The sequence below is a fragment of the Demequina salsinemoris genome, assembly GCF_000974805.1.
Lineage (GTDB): Bacteria > Actinomycetota > Actinomycetes > Actinomycetales > Demequinaceae > Demequina > Demequina salsinemoris.
The window spans coordinates 139733-156372 of sequence record NZ_BBQZ01000005.1 but is presented as its reverse complement, the minus strand read 5'-3'; the positions used below and the strand labels follow the sequence as shown (position 1 = coordinate 156372).

The following is a 16640-nucleotide window of genomic DNA, read 5'->3' as shown; positions in this document are numbered from 1 at the left end:
GAGGACGAATCTGTGAGCGACAGCATCGCGCTGCGCGCTGAGGGCCTGTACAAGGTCTTCGGCAAGCATGCCGACCAGGCCGTGTCCCGTCTTGAGGAGGGCGCCAGCCGCGACGAGCTCGGCGCCGGCACGACGGCAGCCGTCATCGACGCCTCCTTCGAGGTGCAGCGCGGCGAGATCTTCGTGGTCATGGGCCTCTCCGGCTCGGGCAAGTCGACCCTCATCCGCATGCTGAACGGCCTGCACGACGTGACGGCCGGCACCGTGGAGATCGGCGGGGACCTGATCACCGACATCCCCGCCAAGAAGCTGCGCGACATCCGCCGCAAGCGGGTCTCCATGGTGTTCCAGCACTTCGCCCTGCTCCCCCACCGCACCGTCCTGGACAACGTGGCCTACGGCCTCGAGATCCAGGGGATGCCGAAGACCGAGCGCGATGCCAAGGCCCGCGAGGTCACCGGGATCGTCGGCCTCGCCGGCTGGGAGGAGAAGCTCCCCAGCCAGCTCTCGGGCGGCATGCAGCAGCGCGTCGGCCTGGCCCGCGCGCTCGCCGCGGACACCGACGTGCTCCTCATGGACGAGGCGTTCTCCGCTCTCGACCCGCTGATCCGTCGCGAGATGCAGGAGCAGCTGCTCGAGCTCCAGGCGACGCTTGGCAAGACCATCATCTTCATCACGCACGACCTCAACGAGGCCATGTTCCTCGGCGACCGCATCGCGGTCATGCGGGACGGCCGCATCGTCCAGATCGGCTCTCCCGAGGACATCCTCACCGACCCGGCCAACGAGTACGTCGAGCAGTTCGTCGCCGACGTGGACCGCACGCGCGTGCTGACCGCCGAGTCGGTCATGCGCAAGCCGCGCGCGTCCGTCCACCCCGCCGCGGGCCCGCACGTCGCACTCAAGATCATGCGCGACGAGCAGCTCAGCGCGGTCTACGTCACCAAGCGCGACCGCACGCTCATCGGCTGGGTCACCGACCGCGACGCGCTCGACCTCGTGCGCCAGGGCGTCACGAGCCTCGAGACGATCATCCGCGACAACCACGGCGCCGTCGCGAAGGACACCTCGCTCGCCGACCTCTTCATCCCGGTCGTCGAGGCGCAGCTCCCGCTCGCCGTCATCGACGAGCGGGGACGCCTGGTCGGCGTCGTGCCGCGCGTCACGCTCCTGTCCGCCCTCGGCGGCGAGCCCGAGACCGAGGCCTCGCCCAGGCCCGACCCGTTGCCCACCGAGGTGGTCGACGAGGCCCTGGAGGCCGCCGTCGAAACGGGCACCATCGACGCGAAGGAGGTGCAGTGATGGAGTTCCGCATCCCCTTCGGCACGTGGATCGAGTCCGGTCTCGACTGGATCGAGAACAACCTCAGCTGGCTGTTCGACGGCCTCGGCAGCCTCTATGAGGGCCTGTACGACGCGTTCAACTGGATCTTCGCGGGTCCCCCCGCGCTGCTCGTCATCGCGGTGATCGCGGTCGGCGCGCTCTTCGCGCGCGGCTGGAAGTTCGCCGTCGGCACCGCGCTCGGCCTGCTCTTCGTCGTGGGCGTCGACCAGTGGGACAACGCGATGAGCTCGCTCGCGCTGGTCATCGTCTCGGCGTTCTTCGCGCTCCTGGTCGGGCTCCCGCTCGGCATCTGGGCCGCGCGCAACCAGCACGTCTCGAACGTCGTGAAGCCCGTCATGGACTTCCTGCAGACGATGCCCGCCTTCGTCTACCTGATCCCCGCCATCGGCCTCTTCGGCATCGGCGTGGCACCCGGCATCTTCGCGACCATCCTGTTCGCGATCGCCCCCGCGGTGCGTCTCACCGAGCTCGGCATCCGGGGCGTGGACAAGGAGGTCGTCGAGGCGGGCCAGGCCTTCGGCGCGGCCCCCGGCCGCATCCTGCGTCAGATCCAGCTGCCGCTCGCGATGCCGTCGATCATGGCGGGCGTCAACCAGGTCATCATGCTGTCGCTGTCAATGGTCGTCATTGCGGGCATGGTCGGCGCGGGTGGCCTCGGCGGCGACGTCACCAAGTCGCTCTCCGCGCTCAACACCGCGCTCGGCGTGGAGGCGGGCGTCTCCGTCGTGATCCTCGCGATCATCCTGGACCGCTTCACGGGCGCGTTCGGCATGAAGCGCGGGCTGCACCTGGTCCGCAAGCTCCGTGGCTCCGCCTCCAACGGCAACGGCGCCTCCGATGCCGCCAAGCAGCCCGCCTGACCCCACCACCCCAGACCTCGCAGCCCCGGAGGGGAGCTGCGCACCCCCGTCCAGACCGATGGACGGCCAGGTGCTCACGACGTGCGGAGAAGCCCGCGTCGGGAAAGGAAACTCATCATGAAGATGCGCTCGTTCGCGCCTCTCGCACTCACCGCTGCTGCGGGCCTCGTGCTCGCGGGCTGCTCGTCGTCGTCGGAGGACACCGACGCGTCGGCCGACTCCGGCTCGACCGCTGGCGGCGAGATCACCTTCGGAGTCTTCAACGGCTGGGACGAGTCGGTTGCCTCGTCCGTCCTGTGGCAGGCCATCCTCGAGGACAAGGGCTACACCGTCAACCTCGAGTACGCGGACCCCGCCCCCACGTTCCAGGCGCTCGCCGACGGCGACTACGACCTGGTCACCGACGTGTGGCTGCCCGTCACCCACGCCTCGTACCTCGAGGAGTTCGGTGACGACATCGCTGAGGTCGGCGCCTGGTACGACGGCGCGAAGCTCACGGTCGCCGTGAACGCCGACGCCCCGATCGACTCGCTCGCCGAGCTGGCCGACGCCGCCGACGAGTTCGACAACACCATCGTGGGCATCGAGCCCGGCGCTGGCCTCACCGGCACCATGGAGAAGTCGGTCATCCCGACCTACGGCCTCGATGGCATGGACTTCCTCACCTCGTCGACCCCGGCGATGCTCGCCGAGCTCGACTCCGCGATGTCGGCTGGCGAGAACATCGTCGTCACGCTGTGGGAGCCGCACTGGGCCTACGGCGCCTACGACCTCAAGAACCTTGAGGACCCCGAGGGCACCCTCGGTGACGCCGAGTCGATCTACACCTACTCGCGCGCCGACTTCGCCACGGACTTCCCCGAGGTGAACGACTGGATGGCGAACTTCACGATGGACTCCACGCTGCTCGCGGACCTCGAGAACCAGCTCCAGGCCGCCGAGTCGGAGGACGACTACTCGGACATCGTCGCCAGCTTCATCGCTGACAACCAGGAGTGGGTCGACTCGCTCACCGCGTAGGACTCCCTCGCGACCGACGTCGCACCGCACGAGGCCCTGGGCAACCGCCCGGGGCCTCGTCGTATCTGCGGGGCCGCGTGATGCGCCACGCCTCCCGACCCGCAACGACAATCAGCGCCCACTGGGACGCGGCACACCGCAGAAACCGACAATCAGCGCCCACGGTGACGTCTCGCATGGCGAGGAGACCGTGGCGGGCGATGGTTGTCGCTTCTCACACTTCAGCGCACGCCAGTGGGCGCTCATTGTCGTTTCTCGGACGTCGGGACGATGCGCCGGCCCTGAACGCTAAGGAGCCCCCCGGCATCGCTGCCGGGGGGCTCCTCACTTTCACTGCGACCGGTCGTGCGCGGCGCGAGCCGCGCTACGTCGCGCGCGGCACCGCCTGAGCGGCACCGCGCCCCGGATCAGTCGCGCGTGAGCTTGCGGTAGGTCACGCGGTGCGGGCGGGCCGCATCGGCGCCGAGGCGCTCGACCTTGTTCTTCTCGTAGGACTCGAAGTTGCCCTCGAACCAGAACCAGTTCGACGGGTCCTCGTCCGTGCCCTCGTACGCGAGGATGTGCGTCGCGACGCGGTCCAGGAACCAGCGGTCGTGGCTGACCACGACGGCGCAGCCCGGGAACTCGAGCAGCGCGTTCTCGAGCGAGCCGAGGGTCTCGACGTCGAGGTCGTTGGTCGGCTCGTCGAGCAGGAGGACGTTGCCGCCCTCCTTGAGCGTCAGCGCGAGATTGAGGCGGTTGCGCTCACCGCCGGACAGCACGCCTGCGGGCTTCTGCTGGTCCGGGCCCTTGAAGCCGAACGCGGACACGTACGCGCGCGAGGGCATCTCGACCTTGCCGACCTGGATGTAGTCCAGCCCGTCGGAGACGACCTCCCACAGCGACTTGTCGGGGTCGATGCCTCCGCGGGACTGGTCGACGTACGAGATCTTCACGGTCTCGCCGACCTTGAGGTCTCCCGCGTCGAGCGGCTCGAGGCCGACGATGGTCTTGAACAGCGTCGTCTTTCCGACGCCGTTGGGGCCGATGACGCCGACGATGCCGTTGCGCGGCAGCGTGAACGACAGGCCGTCGATGAGTTTGCGGTCGCCGAAGCCCTTCTCGATGTTCTTGGCCTCGAGGACGATGCTGCCCAGGCGCGGGCCCGGCGGGATCTGGATCTCCTCGAAGTCGAGCTTCCTGGTGCGCTCTGCCTCGGCGGCCATCTCCTCGTAGCGGTTGAGGCGCGCCTTGGACTTCGTCTGGCGGCCCTTGGCGTTCTGACGCACCCACTCGAGCTCGTCCTTGAGTCGCTTCGCGAGCTTCGCGTCCTTCTTGCCCTGGACCTGGAGGCGCTCCTGCTTCTTCTCGAGGTAGGTCGAGTAGTTGCCCTCGTAGGGGTAGAGGCGGCCGCGGTCGACCTCGCAGATCCACTGCGCGACGTGGTCCAGGAAGTAGCGGTCGTGAGTGACTGCGAGCACGGCGCCCGGGTACTGGGCCAGGTGCTGCTCGAGCCACTGGACCGACTCGGCGTCGAGGTGGTTGGTCGGCTCGTCGAGCAGCAGCAGGTCGGGCTTCTCGAGCAGCAGCTTGCACAGCGCGACGCGGCGACGCTCACCACCGGAGAGCACCTTCACGTCGGCGTCACCCGGGGGGCACTGGAGTGCGTCCATGGCCTGCTCGATCTGCGAGTCCAGGTCCCACGCGTTCGCGTTGTCGAGGTCCTCCTGCAGCGAGCCCATCTCGGCGAGCAGCTTGTCGTAGTCGGCGTCGGGGTCCGCCATCTCCTCGGAGATCGCGTTGAAGCGCTCGAGCTTCTCGTAGATCGCGCCCATGCCCTCGCGCACGTTGCCGATGACGTCCTTGTCCTCGTTCAGCGGCGGCTCCTGCATGAGGATGCCGACGGTGTAGCCGGGGCTGAGGCGAGCCTCGCCGTTCGAGGGCTGCTCGATGCCGGCCATGATCTTGAGGATGGTGGACTTACCTGCGCCGTTGGGACCGACGACGCCGATCTTGGCTCCGGGGTAGAAGGCCATGGTGACGTCATCGAGGATGACCTTGTCGCCGTGCGCCTTGCGCGCCTTCTGCATGGTGTAGATGAACTCAGCCACTGATGCTCCGAGACTTGTGGGTTCCGGGCCACGCGGGCCCGCTGTCGACGCCCCTAGCCTACGCGGGATGCCCGACCTGGCGGGGCCGGGCGCGGGCGCCGACAGCGGATCTCCCCTGCATCGTCGTTCGAGGCGCGGGTTCAGCGCGCCGCGACGAGCTCGTCCGCGTCCTCCTCGGGCTCGACGCCCTCGGGTTCCAGGCCCTCGGGCTCGTCCCCCTCCGGCTCGACGTCCCACGCGCCGGCGACCGCCGCATCGTCCTCGGCGACCGCGCCCTCACCCTCCTCGGACGATGCGTCGGCCACGACATCCTCGACGCCGAGCGTCGGGTCCCCGACCGCCCTGTTGAAGGTCGCGATGCCCAGGGTGAGGTCGTGTCCCAGCGAGGTCGCGTCGATCTGCAGGTCGGTGCGCGGCCCGTCGTTCGCCTCCCACGTGTTCGTGCGCAGCCGCCCCGTCACGACGAGGGGCTGTCCCTTCTTCACCGACTGCTTCACGGTCACCGCCGCGCCACGGAAGGTGCGCACGGTGAACCACTGCGTGTCGCCGTCCACCCAGGTGTTGGCGGTGCGGTCGTAGCGCCGCGGCGTGGTCGCGAGCCGGAACGTGCACAGCGTGGTGCCGCTGGGACCGATGTGCAGCTTGGGCTCGGTCGCCACCCAGCCGGATGCGGTCATGGTCAGGTCGTTCATCTGGTCCTCCTCGCCGGGCCGCACGGTGCGGCCGCGGGTCCAGAGTCGGACGATGCGAGGGCCAGGACGATGCGGGGGCCGGGAACGGTGGAGAAGGGACGATGCGACGGGGCCTGGGGACGACGGGTTGCGGGACGACTGGCACGCCCGCCGCGGCTCAGCGGCGCTACTCGAGCCGCGTGAGCTCGTCGAGGTTGCGATACGCCTGGTGGATCCTGATGGTCGGCTCGACGAGCGAGTCGCGCACGACGCGAGCCACGGCGTCGTGCCCGACGGCCATCGCGGCCTTCGAGGCCGCCGACCCGCGCACGGGGCGCGACATCCAGCCGCTGAACCCGGAAGGGCTCTCCACCGTGGGCCACTCCGCCTCCGCGAGCTCGCGGTTGAGCGCGTCGGCGAGCTCCTCGCCGCTCGCGACCGTGTCGGCGATGACGTGACGCCACGTGAGCGGCAGCCCGTCGGAGGCGGCGTCGATCCAGTCGAGCCGCTCGCGCTCGACGGACGCGAGGCCCAGCGGCGTGAGGTCGGGCACGTGCTTGGCCTTACCAGAGGCGACTGCGCCGGCGGCCTCGGCGCGCGCCTCGACTCCCGACAGGCGGGCGAGCGCGTCGGTGACCTCGCGCTTGTCCGGCAGGGTCGGCTCGGCGTCCTGCGCGAGCGCGCTCGCGAGCGCCCTGCCCGCGGAGACCAGGTCGGCGCGCACGGCCTCGGCCGCGATCGAGCCCGACTCGACCGCGCCCGCGAGCTCGGCCTTGAGGTGTTCGACGCCGCGCCCGGTGCGCGCGCTGAGCGGCATCGCCGGCACGTCGGGAAGCCCCTCGTCCCCCAGCAGCCGCTGGAGGTCCTCGATGATCTTCCAGTCGTCACCCTCGGCCAGGCGGTCGGTCTGGTTGAGCACCATCAGGGACGGCTGGCCGTGCACGGACGCGGTCTGGATGTAGGCCGAGTGGATCGCGTGGTCGGCGTACTTCTGCGGGTCGACGACCCAGATGATGAGGTCCGCGAGCGGCACGACGACGTCGACGACGTCCCTGTTGGCGCCGTTGATCGAGTCGTGGTCGGGCAGGTCGAGCAGCACGAGCCCGTGGAGCTCCTCGGGCGGCTGCGGCACGTGATAGCGGTGCTCCTCCTGCACGCCGAGCCAGTCGAGCAGCGGGTGCGCGCCGTGCGAGAACACCGCGGCGGAGGCATGCGACGTGGTCGGCCGCGTGACCCCCGGCACCGCGAAGTCGGTGCCGACGAGAGCGTTGAACAGCGTCGACTTGCCCGAGCCCGTGCCGCCCGCGAGCGCGACGATCGTCCAGTCGACGCCGAGCGCGAGCCGCTCGTCGCATCGTCCGATGGTCTCGCGCACCTCGTCGCGGACGTCCCGCGGGATCGCGTCGGCCGCCCATTCCATCGAGGCGCGCAGCCGGTCCACGCGCTCCTTGAGCGCGCGCGTCTCGGTGCGGACGGGGACGTCGTTGAACGTGGGGCTCACAGCAGGCCTCGCAGCTCGGCCCGGCGCAGGCGCACCTTCGCGGAGGCCTCGGGCAGCAGGGATGTCACGTCGGTGGGCTTCATCATGTCGAGAGCCTCCCTGTTGATGACGAACTTCCGGGCGGCGGTGAGCTCGGCGCGCGCGATCTCGGACTGCTCGTTGATCGAGCCCGAGCACGCGACGGTGAGGAAGGTGCGGGCGCCCTCGACGCCGAGCGCCGCGGACGCGAGCGCGGTGGACAGGCCCTGCGTCCCGATGAGGTCGCTCGCGCGCTGGGAGCCGGGCAGCGACGTGGCCAGCTCGTCGACGCGGTCGAGCCATGCGCGGGTCGCGTCGGCGGCGTGGCGCTCGCGGATCGCGCGCGCGTCGCGCGGGTCGCGCTGCGCGGCCAGCCAGGGCCCGGGGCCCTCGCCCACGTCGGTCAGGGCCGCGACCATCGCGTCGGACGCGTCGGAGGCCGCGAGCACGAGGAACGCCTCGACCGCCTCGGTGATCTCGCGCCGCATCGGGGTGAGCACGGCGTCCCTGCGCTCGCGCGCGACCCGACGTCGGGTCCACGCGGAGCGGCGCAGCCGGAACAGGTCGCCGCCCTCGCTGGCCGCCTGCTCCCATCGGGAGGCCAGGGACGATGTGGGGATCTCCAGGTACCAGGCGTCGCCTCCCTTGGCGTCGGCCTGGGCGGCGCATCGCCTCACCTCGGAGCGGACCTCCTTGGCGGCGGCGGCCTGGTCGTCCATGATCTCGGCGAGCCGCTCGAGCCACTCCTTGAGCGACTCGGCGGCGCCGTGGAGGGTGCGCTCGACGATCGCCTCGGCCGACGCGGCCGCGACCGACTCGAGCCAGCGGGCGAGGTTGCCGACGACGTCGCGCGGCACCCGTCCCCGACCCTCGGGGTCCTCGGGGACGACGAACAGCGGCAGGCCCTCGAGTCCCTCCTCCTGAAGGCGCTCGACCAGGTCGCGGCGCACATGCGCGGCGACGTCCACCGTCACGCGGTTGAGGACGATGGCGATCGAGGCGCCGCGTTCGGCGCCGGCGCGCAGCGCCTCCCATGGCACGGCGTCGCCGTAGCGCGCGGCCGTCGTGACGAAGAGCCACAGATCGGCCGTCTCGAGCAGCTCGTGCGCGACCTCCCTGTTCTCGCCCGACACGGAGTCGAGGTCGGGGCTGTCGACGAGCGCGAGCCCGCGCGGCATCTCCTCGGTCGCGTGGACCTTGGCGCGCTGCTCCACCTCGCTGAGCAGCTGCGTGTCGAGCGGGTGGTGGAACAGGTAGGGCTGCTTGGTGGTGGGACGCAGCACGCCCGACGGCGTCAGCTCCTCGCCCATGAGCGCGTTGACGACGGTCGACTTGCCCGCGCCGGTCGAGCCGGCCACCACGACGATCGCGGGAGACGCCTCCTCGCGCACGCGCGGGATGAGGTGGTGGTCGAGCTGGTCGAGCATCTGCTCCATGAGCTGCTCGGACTCGCCCTCGTGTCCGGTCGGGAGGGGCAATTCGGTCGAAGCGACCACCTTGCGGGTATCGACGAGGGCGTCGAGCAGCGCGCCCGGGTACGACCAGGTCTTGATCGGCCGGATGCTCATGCCTGGTATCCCCGCCTAAGCTCCATGCCTCAAGGCTACCCGTCCGGGACCAGGATGCCGCGCGCACACCCCCTGGTCGCGGCACCCGGCGACACGGGCCTCAGTCCGGCTCGATCTCCGCGGTCGACTCGCGGATCACCAGCTGCGCGGGCAGCGGCGTGTCGGTGGTCGCCTCCGCATCGTCCTCGAGCGCGAACAGCACCTTCTGCACGATCGCGCGTCCGAGGGCGGCGAAGTCCTGGCGGACCGTCGTGAGCGGCGGGTAGAGGAACCCGGCCTCGGGCACATCGTCGAAGCCGACGATGCTGACGTCGCGCGGCACCGACAGGCCTCGCTGCCTCAGAGCGGACATGAGCCCGATCGACATCTGGTCGTTGGCGACGAACACCGCGGAGCCAGGCTCGAGGTCCAGCTCGTGACCGAGCGCGAAGCCGCTCGCGGCGCTCCAGTCGCCGTGCCGCGGCTCGGCGGTCTCGAGCTGGCGCGCGGCGAGCTCGTCTCGCCAGCCGCGCAGCCGCTCGGTCGCGTCGGGGGCGTCGAGCGGACCCGCGAGGTGACGGATCCTCGTGTGTCCGAGCTCCGCGAGGTGCGCCACCGCGGCCCGCGCGCCGCGATACTGGTCGATCGACACGGTCCGCGAGCTCGGCCGCGGGCTCGCCGCCGACGCCACGAGCGGCACCGACATGTCGAGAGCGCGCACCACCTCGAGCGCGGCCCTCTCGGCGACGATCACGACGACCGCGTCCACCCTCTGCCGCAGCAGCCCTTCGATGCTCGCGCGCACCGCGGACTCGCTCGAGCCCTGCGTGCTCACGGCGTCGACGCTGTACCTCGCCTCGCGCGCGGCCTTGTTGACGTGCATCGCGATCGAGGACGGTCCGTAGTCCACGTTGTCCGGGGTGATGAGCCCGATCGTGCGCGTGCGCCTGGTCACGAGCGCGCGGGCGGCGGGCGACGGGCTGTAGTTGAGCTGGGCGATCGCCTCACGCACGCGCTGCTGCGTGGCGGGGCGCACGTTGGGGAGGTCGTTGAGCACGCGCGAGACCGTCTGGTGCGAGACCCCGGCGAGCCTCGCGACGTCGAAGATGGTCGCGGCGCGCGTCGTCTGATCGTCAGCCATGGCTCACCTGCCCGCCATCGCCCTCGTCGGGCCGCGCCACGAGCGCGAGCAGCCCGTCGATCGTCGTCGACCGCGCGTCGACCGTCTCGACGATGCGCCCGTCGCGCACGACGGCGACGCGGTCGCCGACGTTGAGGACCTCCTCGAGCTCGGCCGAGATGAACACGACGGACACCCCGTTGTCCGCCATGCTCCGCACGAGGTGCTGGACCTCGACCTTGGATCCGACGTCGATGCCGCGGGTCGGCTCGTCGAGGACGAGGATCTTGGGAGCCAGCGCGAGCAGCCGCGCGAGCAGCACCTTCTGCTGGTTGCCGCCCGAGAGCGTGCCGACCGGTCGGTCCAGATCCGGGGGCCGGATGCCCAGGGCGTCGACCCAGCTGGCCGCGAGCTCACGACGCCGCTCGGGCGGGATGCGGCGGAAGCTGCCGCGCTCGGCCTGAAGCCCCAGGGTGATGTTGTCGAGCACGGACATCTCCGCGACGATGCCGTCACGGCGTCGATCCTCTGAGGCGTAGACGACGCCGAGAGACATCGCGCGCCGCGGCGAGTCGAGGCTCTCCTCGGTCTGCTCGATGCGGATCACTCCCGCGTCGATCCGCGTGACGCCCGTGAGAGCGCGAGCGAGCACCGTACGCCCCGAGCCCCGCAGCCCCGCGATCCCGAGGACCTCGCCCGATCCGAGCTCGACGTCCGCCGACTCGACGCGTCGGCCGACCGAGATGCCGCGCGCGCTGAGCACGGGGTCCGCGGGCGGCCTCGCCACGGGGGCCGGGTCGCGCTCGCGCAGCGTCGCGCCCTCCTGACCGAGCATCTTCTGCACGAGCTCGATCCTCAGAAGCTGGTCCGTGCGGTACTCCCCCACGTGGATGCCGTCCCTGAGCACCGTGATGCGGTCGCAGATCTCGTACACCTGGTCGAGGAAGTGGGAGACGAACAGGATGGCGACGCCGCGGCTCTTGAGCTCGCGGATCACGCGGAACAGCTCGCCCACCTCGTCGAGATCGAGGCTCGAGGTCGGCTCGTCGAGGACGAGGATCTTGACGTCGGCCGAGATCGCGCGCGCGATCGCGACGAGCTGCTGCACGGACACCGGCTGCGAGCCCAGGATCGACCCCGGGTCGATGTCGAGGCCCAGGTCCGCGAGTACCTCGCGCGCCCGCTGCGTCATCGAGCGCCGGTCCAGCATCCCCGCGCGCCGTCGCTCGCGTCCCAGGCCGATGTTCTCCGCGATCGACAGGTTCGGCAGCAGGTCGATCTCCTGATAGACCGTGCTGATGCCCGCGCGCTGCGCCTCCGCCGGGGTCGAGAACCGCACCTGCCTGCCCTCGACCCGCAGCTGCCCTGCATCCATCGGGATCACGCCCGTGATGGCCTTGATCAGCGTCGACTTGCCCGCGCCGTTCTCGCCCATGAGCGAGTGGACCTCACCCGCGCGCAGCGTGAGATCCACCTCGTCGAGCACGACGTCAGCTCCGAAGCGCACCGTCGCGCCTCGGAGCTCGAGAAGGGGACGTTCCTGGTCCACACCCCCATTATCGGGGTGCGGACCAGGAACTCCGTACAACCGGCGCGCCTATCTGCGCCCGTCCGAGCGTGCCACGATGGCCCGCTGGACGACGATGAACAGCAGCAGGAGCGCGCCGACGATGATCTGCATCCACGACTGCTCGGCGCCCATGAACGAGATGATCGTCTTGATCGTGCCGTACACGAACACGCCGACCATCGAGCCGAGCACGTAGCCACGGCCACCGATCAGGAGCGTGCCGCCGATGACCACGGCCGCGATCGCGTCGAGCTCGGTGCCGATGCCGTTGCGGGGGTATCCGGCGCCCGAGTAGGCGGTGAGGATCAGACCCGCGAGGCCCGCGCAGAAGCCGGAGATGGTGTAGGCAGCGATCTTCACCCTGCCGACCTTGAGGCCCATGAGCCGGGCCGACTGCTCGTTGCCACCGACCGCGTAGATGGTCCTGCCGAAGCGCGTCAGGTGCAGCACGAACGCGGCGATCGCCACCGCGCTGAGCGCGATGATCCCCGTCGGCGTGATGTACCACCCGCCGAAGGACATGCGCGTGGACTGCAGCCACAGGATCGCGGGCTCCTCGACCTTGATCGAGGACAGGCTGACGATGTACGCGAGCCCGCGGCCCAGGAACAGGCCGGCGAGCGATGCGATGAACGGCTGCACCCCGAAGTACTGCACGAGGATGCCGATCAGCAGGCCGATGGCCGCGCCTCCCAGCAGCATCGTGGGCACCGTCACGGCGACCGGGGCGCCCTCGGCGAGCATCCGCGCGCCGAGGATGCCCGTGAACGCCATGACCGAGCCGACCGACAGGTCGATGCCGCCCGTGAGGATCACGAACGTCATCCCGACCGCGAGCACCAGGAGGTACGCGTTGTCGAGCAGCAGCGCCGAGATGTTGCGCGGCGTGATGAAGTCGCCGCGCAGGAAGGCCTCGGCTCCGGCGAACAGCAGGATGAGGATGAGGATCGCCGCGAAGGTCGGCATCATGCTGCCGTTGCGGCTCAGGAAGGTCTTGAGCATCGAGGGCTTCTCCTGGGTACGCACCGGTCGGTCGAGGGTCGTGGCGGTCATGAGGCCACCTCGGCCTTCTCGCGGTCCTGGGCCGGGGCGGGAGCCGCTCCGGTTCGTCTGAACAGCTTGGTGAGATCGCTGCGCAGCCGCGACGACTGCGCGACGACGACGACCACGACCACGATCGCGAAGAAGACCGGGCTCTGCGCCGACGGGACTCCGAGGAAGAGGATCGTGGACTCGAGCGTCTGGATGATCAGGACGCCGATCACGGTTCCTGCGAGCGAGAACTTTCCTCCGTTCAGGGAGGTTCCGCCGAGGACGACCGCGAGGATCGCGTAGAGCTCGATGAACAGGCCCGCGGCGTTGGCGTCGGCGGCCCTGATGTTGGAGGCGTAGACCACGCCGGCGAGCCCCGCGAGGACCCCGCTGACGGCGTAGGCGCTCCAGATGATGCCACGCGATCGCACACCCGCGAGGCGGCTGGCCTCCGGGTTGATGCCGACGGCCTCGGTGAGGACTCCGAGCGCTGTGCGGCGCTCGATGACCGAGATCGCCACGATCGCCGCGATCGAGATGAGGAACGCGAACGGCAGCGCGACCAGGTATCCGGTGGCGATGAAGGAGAAGGGCTCGGAGTTGACGGTCGTGATGAATCCGCCGGTGATGAGCAACGCGACGCCGCGGCCGGCGAGCATCAGCACGAGGGTCGCGATGATCGGTTGGATCCCGAACACCGACACGAGCAAGCCGTTCCACGCGCCGAGGACGAGCGACACGAGGAGCGCCACGACGACCGCGATCAGCACGGTCGCGAGGTTGCCGGGGTCTCCCGAGCCGTCGATGATCGTGAGGGCCACCGCTCCGGAGACCGCCATGATCGCGCCGACCGACAGGTCGATGCCACGCGTGGCGATGACGATCGTCATGCCGAGCGCGACGAGCATGAGCGGCGCGGAGTTGCGCAGGATGTCGATCAGCGCGCCGTAGAGCTCCCCGTCGCGGACGGTGATCTTGATGAACTGGGGCCGGGCGATCGTGTTGACGAGGATCAGCAGGATCAGCGCCGAGGCCGGCCACACGAGTCGGCTCTTCATGATCGCGTTCATGCCGCGCTCCCTTCGCCGGCGTTGGCGATGTAGTCGATGAGGCCGTCGAGGTCAGTCGAGGACGAGTCGAGCTCGCCGATCTTCCTCCGGTCCCGCAGGACCACCACCCTCTGTGCCAATCGAAGCACCTCCTCGAGCTCCGAGGAGATGAAGATGACGGAGAGTCCCTGAGCGGACAGCTCGGCGACCTTCCTCTGGATGTCGGCCTTCGCGCCGACGTCGATGCCGCGGGTGGGCTCATCGAGCACGAGCAGCTCGGGCGCCGTGGCGAGCCAGCGGGCGAGAAGCACCTTCTGCTGGTTGCCTCCGGAGAGGTTGCCGACAAGCGCGTTCGGGTTCGCAGGGCGCACACCGAGCGCCTCGATGTACTCCTGGACGACCGCGTCCTGGTCCTTCTTGGGGACCTTGCGCAGCCATCCGAGCCTCGCCTGCATCCCCAGGACGATGTTCTCGGCCACGGTGAGGTCGGCGACGACGCCCTCCTCGCGCCGGTTCTCGGACGAGAACGAGATCCGCTTCTCGATCGCGTGGCGCGGCTGGTGGACCTTCGCGTGCTCGCCGTGCACCTCGATGGTGCCGGAGTCCGGGCGGTCGGCGCCGTACAGCAGCCGGACGAGCTCGGTGCGTCCCGAGCCGAGCAGCCCGGCGATGCCGACGACCTCGCCCTCGTAGACGTCGAGATCGGCGGGCTCGAGCACGCCGCGCTTGCCGAGGGCCTCGGCGCGGACGACGGGGGTTCCGGAGCGGTCGATGACCCGGTGCGAGGACGATGCGATCGCGGCGAGGTCCTCGAGCTCGTGGCCGATCATCTTGGTGACGAGCGCGTCCCTGGGAAGCTCGGCGATCGGGTACTCGCCGACCAGGGCGCCGTTGCGCAGCACCGTGATCCTGTCGGAGATCTCGTAGACCTGGTCGAGGAAGTGGGAGACGAAGAGGATCGCGACGCCCTTGTCGCGCAGGCCGCGGATCACACCGAAGAGCTGCTCGACCTCGCCGCGGTCGAGGCTCGAGGTCGGCTCGTCGAGGATGAGCACCTTGGCGTCGAGGACCATCGCGCGACTGATCGCCACGAGCTGCTGGATGGCGATGGAGTGGCTCGACAGCATCGAGCGCGGGTCGATCGTGAGGCCGAGACCCTCCATGTGCTCGGTCGCCGCGCGATGCGTGGACTTCCAGTCGATCGCGTTGCCGCGGCGCTTCTCATGGCCGAGCATGACGTTCTCGCCGACGGTCAGGTTGGTGCAGAGGTTGACCTCCTGATACACCGTCGAGATGCCCGCGGCCTGGGCGTCGGCGGCGGTGGAGAAGGTCTTGCGCTCACCGGCGACGACGATCGAGCCCGCGTCGATCGCGTACACGCCGGTCAGCGCCTTGATGAGGGTCGACTTCCCGGCGCCGTTCTCCCCCATGAGCGAGTGGACCTCGCCCGGGCGCAGCGTGAAGTCGACGCGATCGAGCGCGAGAACGCCAGGGAACCTGATGGTGATCCCTGTCATCTCGACGATGGGTGGGACGACGTTGTCCTCGGTCATGTCGTGTGCAGCTTTCTGGTCGAGGGGGTCTGCCCTGTCGGGGGCCGGCGGTCACCGGCCCCCGACAGGACTCCGTGGTTCCTGGTATCCGACGGATCAGTACGCGCGGTCAGGCAGCGCGGCCTCGGCCGCGGCCTGGTCGAACGCCTGGTCCTCGACGTACACCGTCTTCTCGACGTCGTTGCCTGCGAGCACGTCCGTCACGAGGCCCGCCGCGAGGTCGCCGAGCAGCGGGTTGCACTCGACGATGTAGTTGATCTGGCCGTCGACGAGGGCCTGCATGCCGTCGTGGACCGCGTCGATCGAGATGATCTTGATGTCCTCGCCCGGGACGGCGCCCGCGGCCTCGATGGCCTCGATCGCACCCAGCGCCATGTCGTCGTTGTGCGCGTAGACCAGGTCGATGCCGTCGACCCCGTACTTCTGGAGGAAGCCCTCCATGACGGTCTTTCCACCGTCGCGGGTGAAGTCACCGGTCTGCGAGTCGATCTTCTCGATCATGGTGCCCTCGATGGCCGAGTCGAAGCCCGTGGCGCGGTCGTTGGCGGGAGCCGAGCCGGTGGTGCCCTCGAGCACGACCATCTTGGTCTCGGTGTCGCCGTACTCCGCGGCGGCCCATTCGCCCGCCTTGACGCCCTCGGCCTCGAAGTCGAGTCCGACCCAGGCGGCGTACAGGTCATCCGACGCGGACACCGTGCGGTCCTCGAGGATCACGGGGATCCCCGCGTCGGCGGCCTCCTGGAGCACGTCGTCCCAGCCGTCCTCGACGATCGGCGCGATGACGATCGCGTCGACGCCCTGGTTGATGAAGCTGCGGACTGCGGCGATCTGCGCCGCCGTGTCGTTGTCAGCCGCGTTGAACACGAGCTCGAAGCCGTTCTCCTCGGAGAACGCGGCCTTCATGGACTCGGTGTTTGCCGAACGCCAGCCGCTCTCGGAGCCGGTCTGCGCGAATCCGACGGTGACGGTGTCGCCAGCGGTGTCGCCGGCTGCCATCTCCGACGAATCGGTCTCTCCTCCGTCGCTCGAGCATGCGGTCAGCGCGAAAGCGGCGACCCCAGCCAGTGCAAGTGTTGACAGAAAACGCTTCCTCATTCTCAGAACCTCCTCGTTCTGTCCGGCACCGTTGCCGGTTCGAGCGCATTGCCTCACGGCGTCCCCTATGACGCCGCTTAACGAATATTAGCGCTCACAATTGGAGTGTTCTCAACTGGAGGAAGGTCACGATTTCGTAACGGAGCGCCGCATGGCGATGCCTGCGCGGG

At 69.7% G+C, this 16640-nt stretch carries 13 protein-coding genes; 3 read left to right on the top strand and 10 right to left on the bottom strand.

The genetic code is table 11. The features are described 5' to 3' along the window. Nucleotides 1–12 precede the first annotated feature (12 nt). From AOP78_RS10840 to AOP78_RS10830, 3 genes are all read left to right on the top strand, one after another. The gene (locus tag AOP78_RS10840; RefSeq protein WP_062204304.1) at nucleotides 13–1302 is read left to right on the top strand and encodes a quaternary amine ABC transporter ATP-binding protein; all 1290 of its coding nucleotides are present in this window, start codon (nucleotides 13–15) and stop codon (nucleotides 1300–1302) included. Beyond that, a complete protein-coding gene (locus tag AOP78_RS10835) occupies nucleotides 1302–2204 on the top strand; it encodes an ABC transporter permease (protein WP_062204302.1) in 903 nt (300 codons plus the stop codon). Before AOP78_RS10840 ends, AOP78_RS10835 begins: the two co-directional genes overlap by 1 nt. A gap of 117 nt (nucleotides 2205–2321) precedes the next feature. Then, nucleotides 2322–3224: a glycine betaine ABC transporter substrate-binding protein gene (locus AOP78_RS10830; protein WP_062204301.1), complete on the top strand. Its 903-nt coding sequence runs from the start codon at nucleotides 2322–2324 to the stop codon at nucleotides 3222–3224. Between the two features lie 407 nt (nucleotides 3225–3631). Here the strand turns inward: AOP78_RS10830 and ettA are convergent, their stop codons facing one another. The 10 genes from ettA to AOP78_RS10780 form a co-directional block, all read right to left on the bottom strand. Further along, the gene (gene ettA / locus AOP78_RS10825; RefSeq protein WP_062204299.1) at nucleotides 3632–5314 is read right to left on the bottom strand and encodes an energy-dependent translational throttle protein EttA; all 1683 of its coding nucleotides are present in this window, start codon (nucleotides 5312–5314) and stop codon (nucleotides 3632–3634) included. Nucleotides 5315–5454: 140 nt separating this feature from the next. Beyond that, nucleotides 5455–6006 (bottom strand): single-stranded DNA-binding protein, encoded by a 552-nt coding sequence (locus AOP78_RS10820; protein WP_062204297.1) that lies wholly within the window; start codon nucleotides 6004–6006, stop codon nucleotides 5455–5457. Nucleotides 6007–6172: 166 nt separating this feature from the next. Continuing rightward, nucleotides 6173–7486 (bottom strand): GTPase, encoded by a 1314-nt coding sequence (locus AOP78_RS10815; protein ID WP_062204295.1) that lies wholly within the window; start codon nucleotides 7484–7486, stop codon nucleotides 6173–6175. Beyond that, the gene (locus AOP78_RS10810) at nucleotides 7483–9072 is read right to left on the bottom strand and encodes a dynamin family protein (protein ID WP_062204292.1); all 1590 of its coding nucleotides are present in this window, start codon (nucleotides 9070–9072) and stop codon (nucleotides 7483–7485) included. Before AOP78_RS10810 ends, AOP78_RS10815 begins: the two co-directional genes overlap by 4 nt. Before the next feature lie 100 nt (nucleotides 9073–9172). Then, nucleotides 9173–10192 carry a LacI family DNA-binding transcriptional regulator gene (locus tag AOP78_RS10805; RefSeq protein ID WP_062204289.1) on the bottom strand — a complete coding sequence of 340 codons (1020 nt, stop codon included), beginning with the start codon at nucleotides 10190–10192 and terminating at the stop codon, nucleotides 9173–9175. Then, the gene (locus AOP78_RS10800; protein ID WP_062204286.1) at nucleotides 10185–11720 is read right to left on the bottom strand and encodes a sugar ABC transporter ATP-binding protein; all 1536 of its coding nucleotides are present in this window, start codon (nucleotides 11718–11720) and stop codon (nucleotides 10185–10187) included. The genes AOP78_RS10805 and AOP78_RS10800 overlap by 8 nt, the downstream gene beginning before the upstream one ends. Nucleotides 11721–11768: 48 nt before the next feature. Further along, nucleotides 11769–12794, bottom strand: coding sequence for an ABC transporter permease subunit (locus AOP78_RS10795; RefSeq protein ID WP_062204284.1), 1026 nt, complete (start codon nucleotides 12792–12794; stop codon nucleotides 11769–11771). Beyond that, entirely contained in the window at nucleotides 12791–13843 is a 1053-nt protein-coding gene (locus AOP78_RS10790; protein WP_062204283.1) for an ABC transporter permease, read from the bottom strand. Before AOP78_RS10790 ends, AOP78_RS10795 begins: the two co-directional genes overlap by 4 nt. Next, nucleotides 13840–15375, bottom strand: a complete 1536-nt coding sequence (locus AOP78_RS10785) for a sugar ABC transporter ATP-binding protein (RefSeq protein ID WP_062204280.1) — start codon at nucleotides 15373–15375, stop codon at nucleotides 13840–13842. Before AOP78_RS10785 ends, AOP78_RS10790 begins: the two co-directional genes overlap by 4 nt. A gap of 96 nt (nucleotides 15376–15471) precedes the next feature. Beyond that, entirely contained in the window at nucleotides 15472–16470 is a 999-nt protein-coding gene (locus AOP78_RS10780; protein ID WP_062204276.1) for an ABC transporter substrate-binding protein, read from the bottom strand. Nucleotides 16471–16640 lie beyond the last annotated feature (170 nt).

Bases quoted from the DNA above. Each gene is read 5' to 3' on its own strand.
- AOP78_RS10835 (WP_062204302.1), top strand. From the start codon at position 1,302: ATGGAGTTCCGCATCCCCTTCGGCACGTGGATCGAGTCCGGTCTCGAC.
- AOP78_RS10830 (WP_062204301.1), top strand. From the start codon at position 2,322: ATGAAGATGCGCTCGTTCGCGCCTCTCGCACTCACCGCTGCTGCGGGC.
- AOP78_RS10820 (WP_062204297.1), bottom strand. From the start codon at position 6,006: ATGAACGACCTGACCATGACCGCATCCGGCTGGGTGGCGACCGAGCCC.
- AOP78_RS10810 (WP_062204292.1), bottom strand. From the start codon at position 9,072: ATGAGCATCCGGCCGATCAAGACCTGGTCGTACCCGGGCGCGCTGCTC.
- AOP78_RS10805 (WP_062204289.1), bottom strand. From the start codon at position 10,192: ATGGCTGACGATCAGACGACGCGCGCCGCGACCATCTTCGACGTCGCG.
- AOP78_RS10795 (WP_062204284.1), bottom strand. From the start codon at position 12,794: ATGACCGCCACGACCCTCGACCGACCGGTGCGTACCCAGGAGAAGCCC.
- AOP78_RS10790 (WP_062204283.1), bottom strand. From the start codon at position 13,843: ATGAACGCGATCATGAAGAGCCGACTCGTGTGGCCGGCCTCGGCGCTG.
- AOP78_RS10785 (WP_062204280.1), bottom strand. From the start codon at position 15,375: ATGACCGAGGACAACGTCGTCCCACCCATCGTCGAGATGACAGGGATC.
- AOP78_RS10780 (WP_062204276.1), bottom strand. From the start codon at position 16,470: ATGAGGAAGCGTTTTCTGTCAACACTTGCACTGGCTGGGGTCGCCGCT.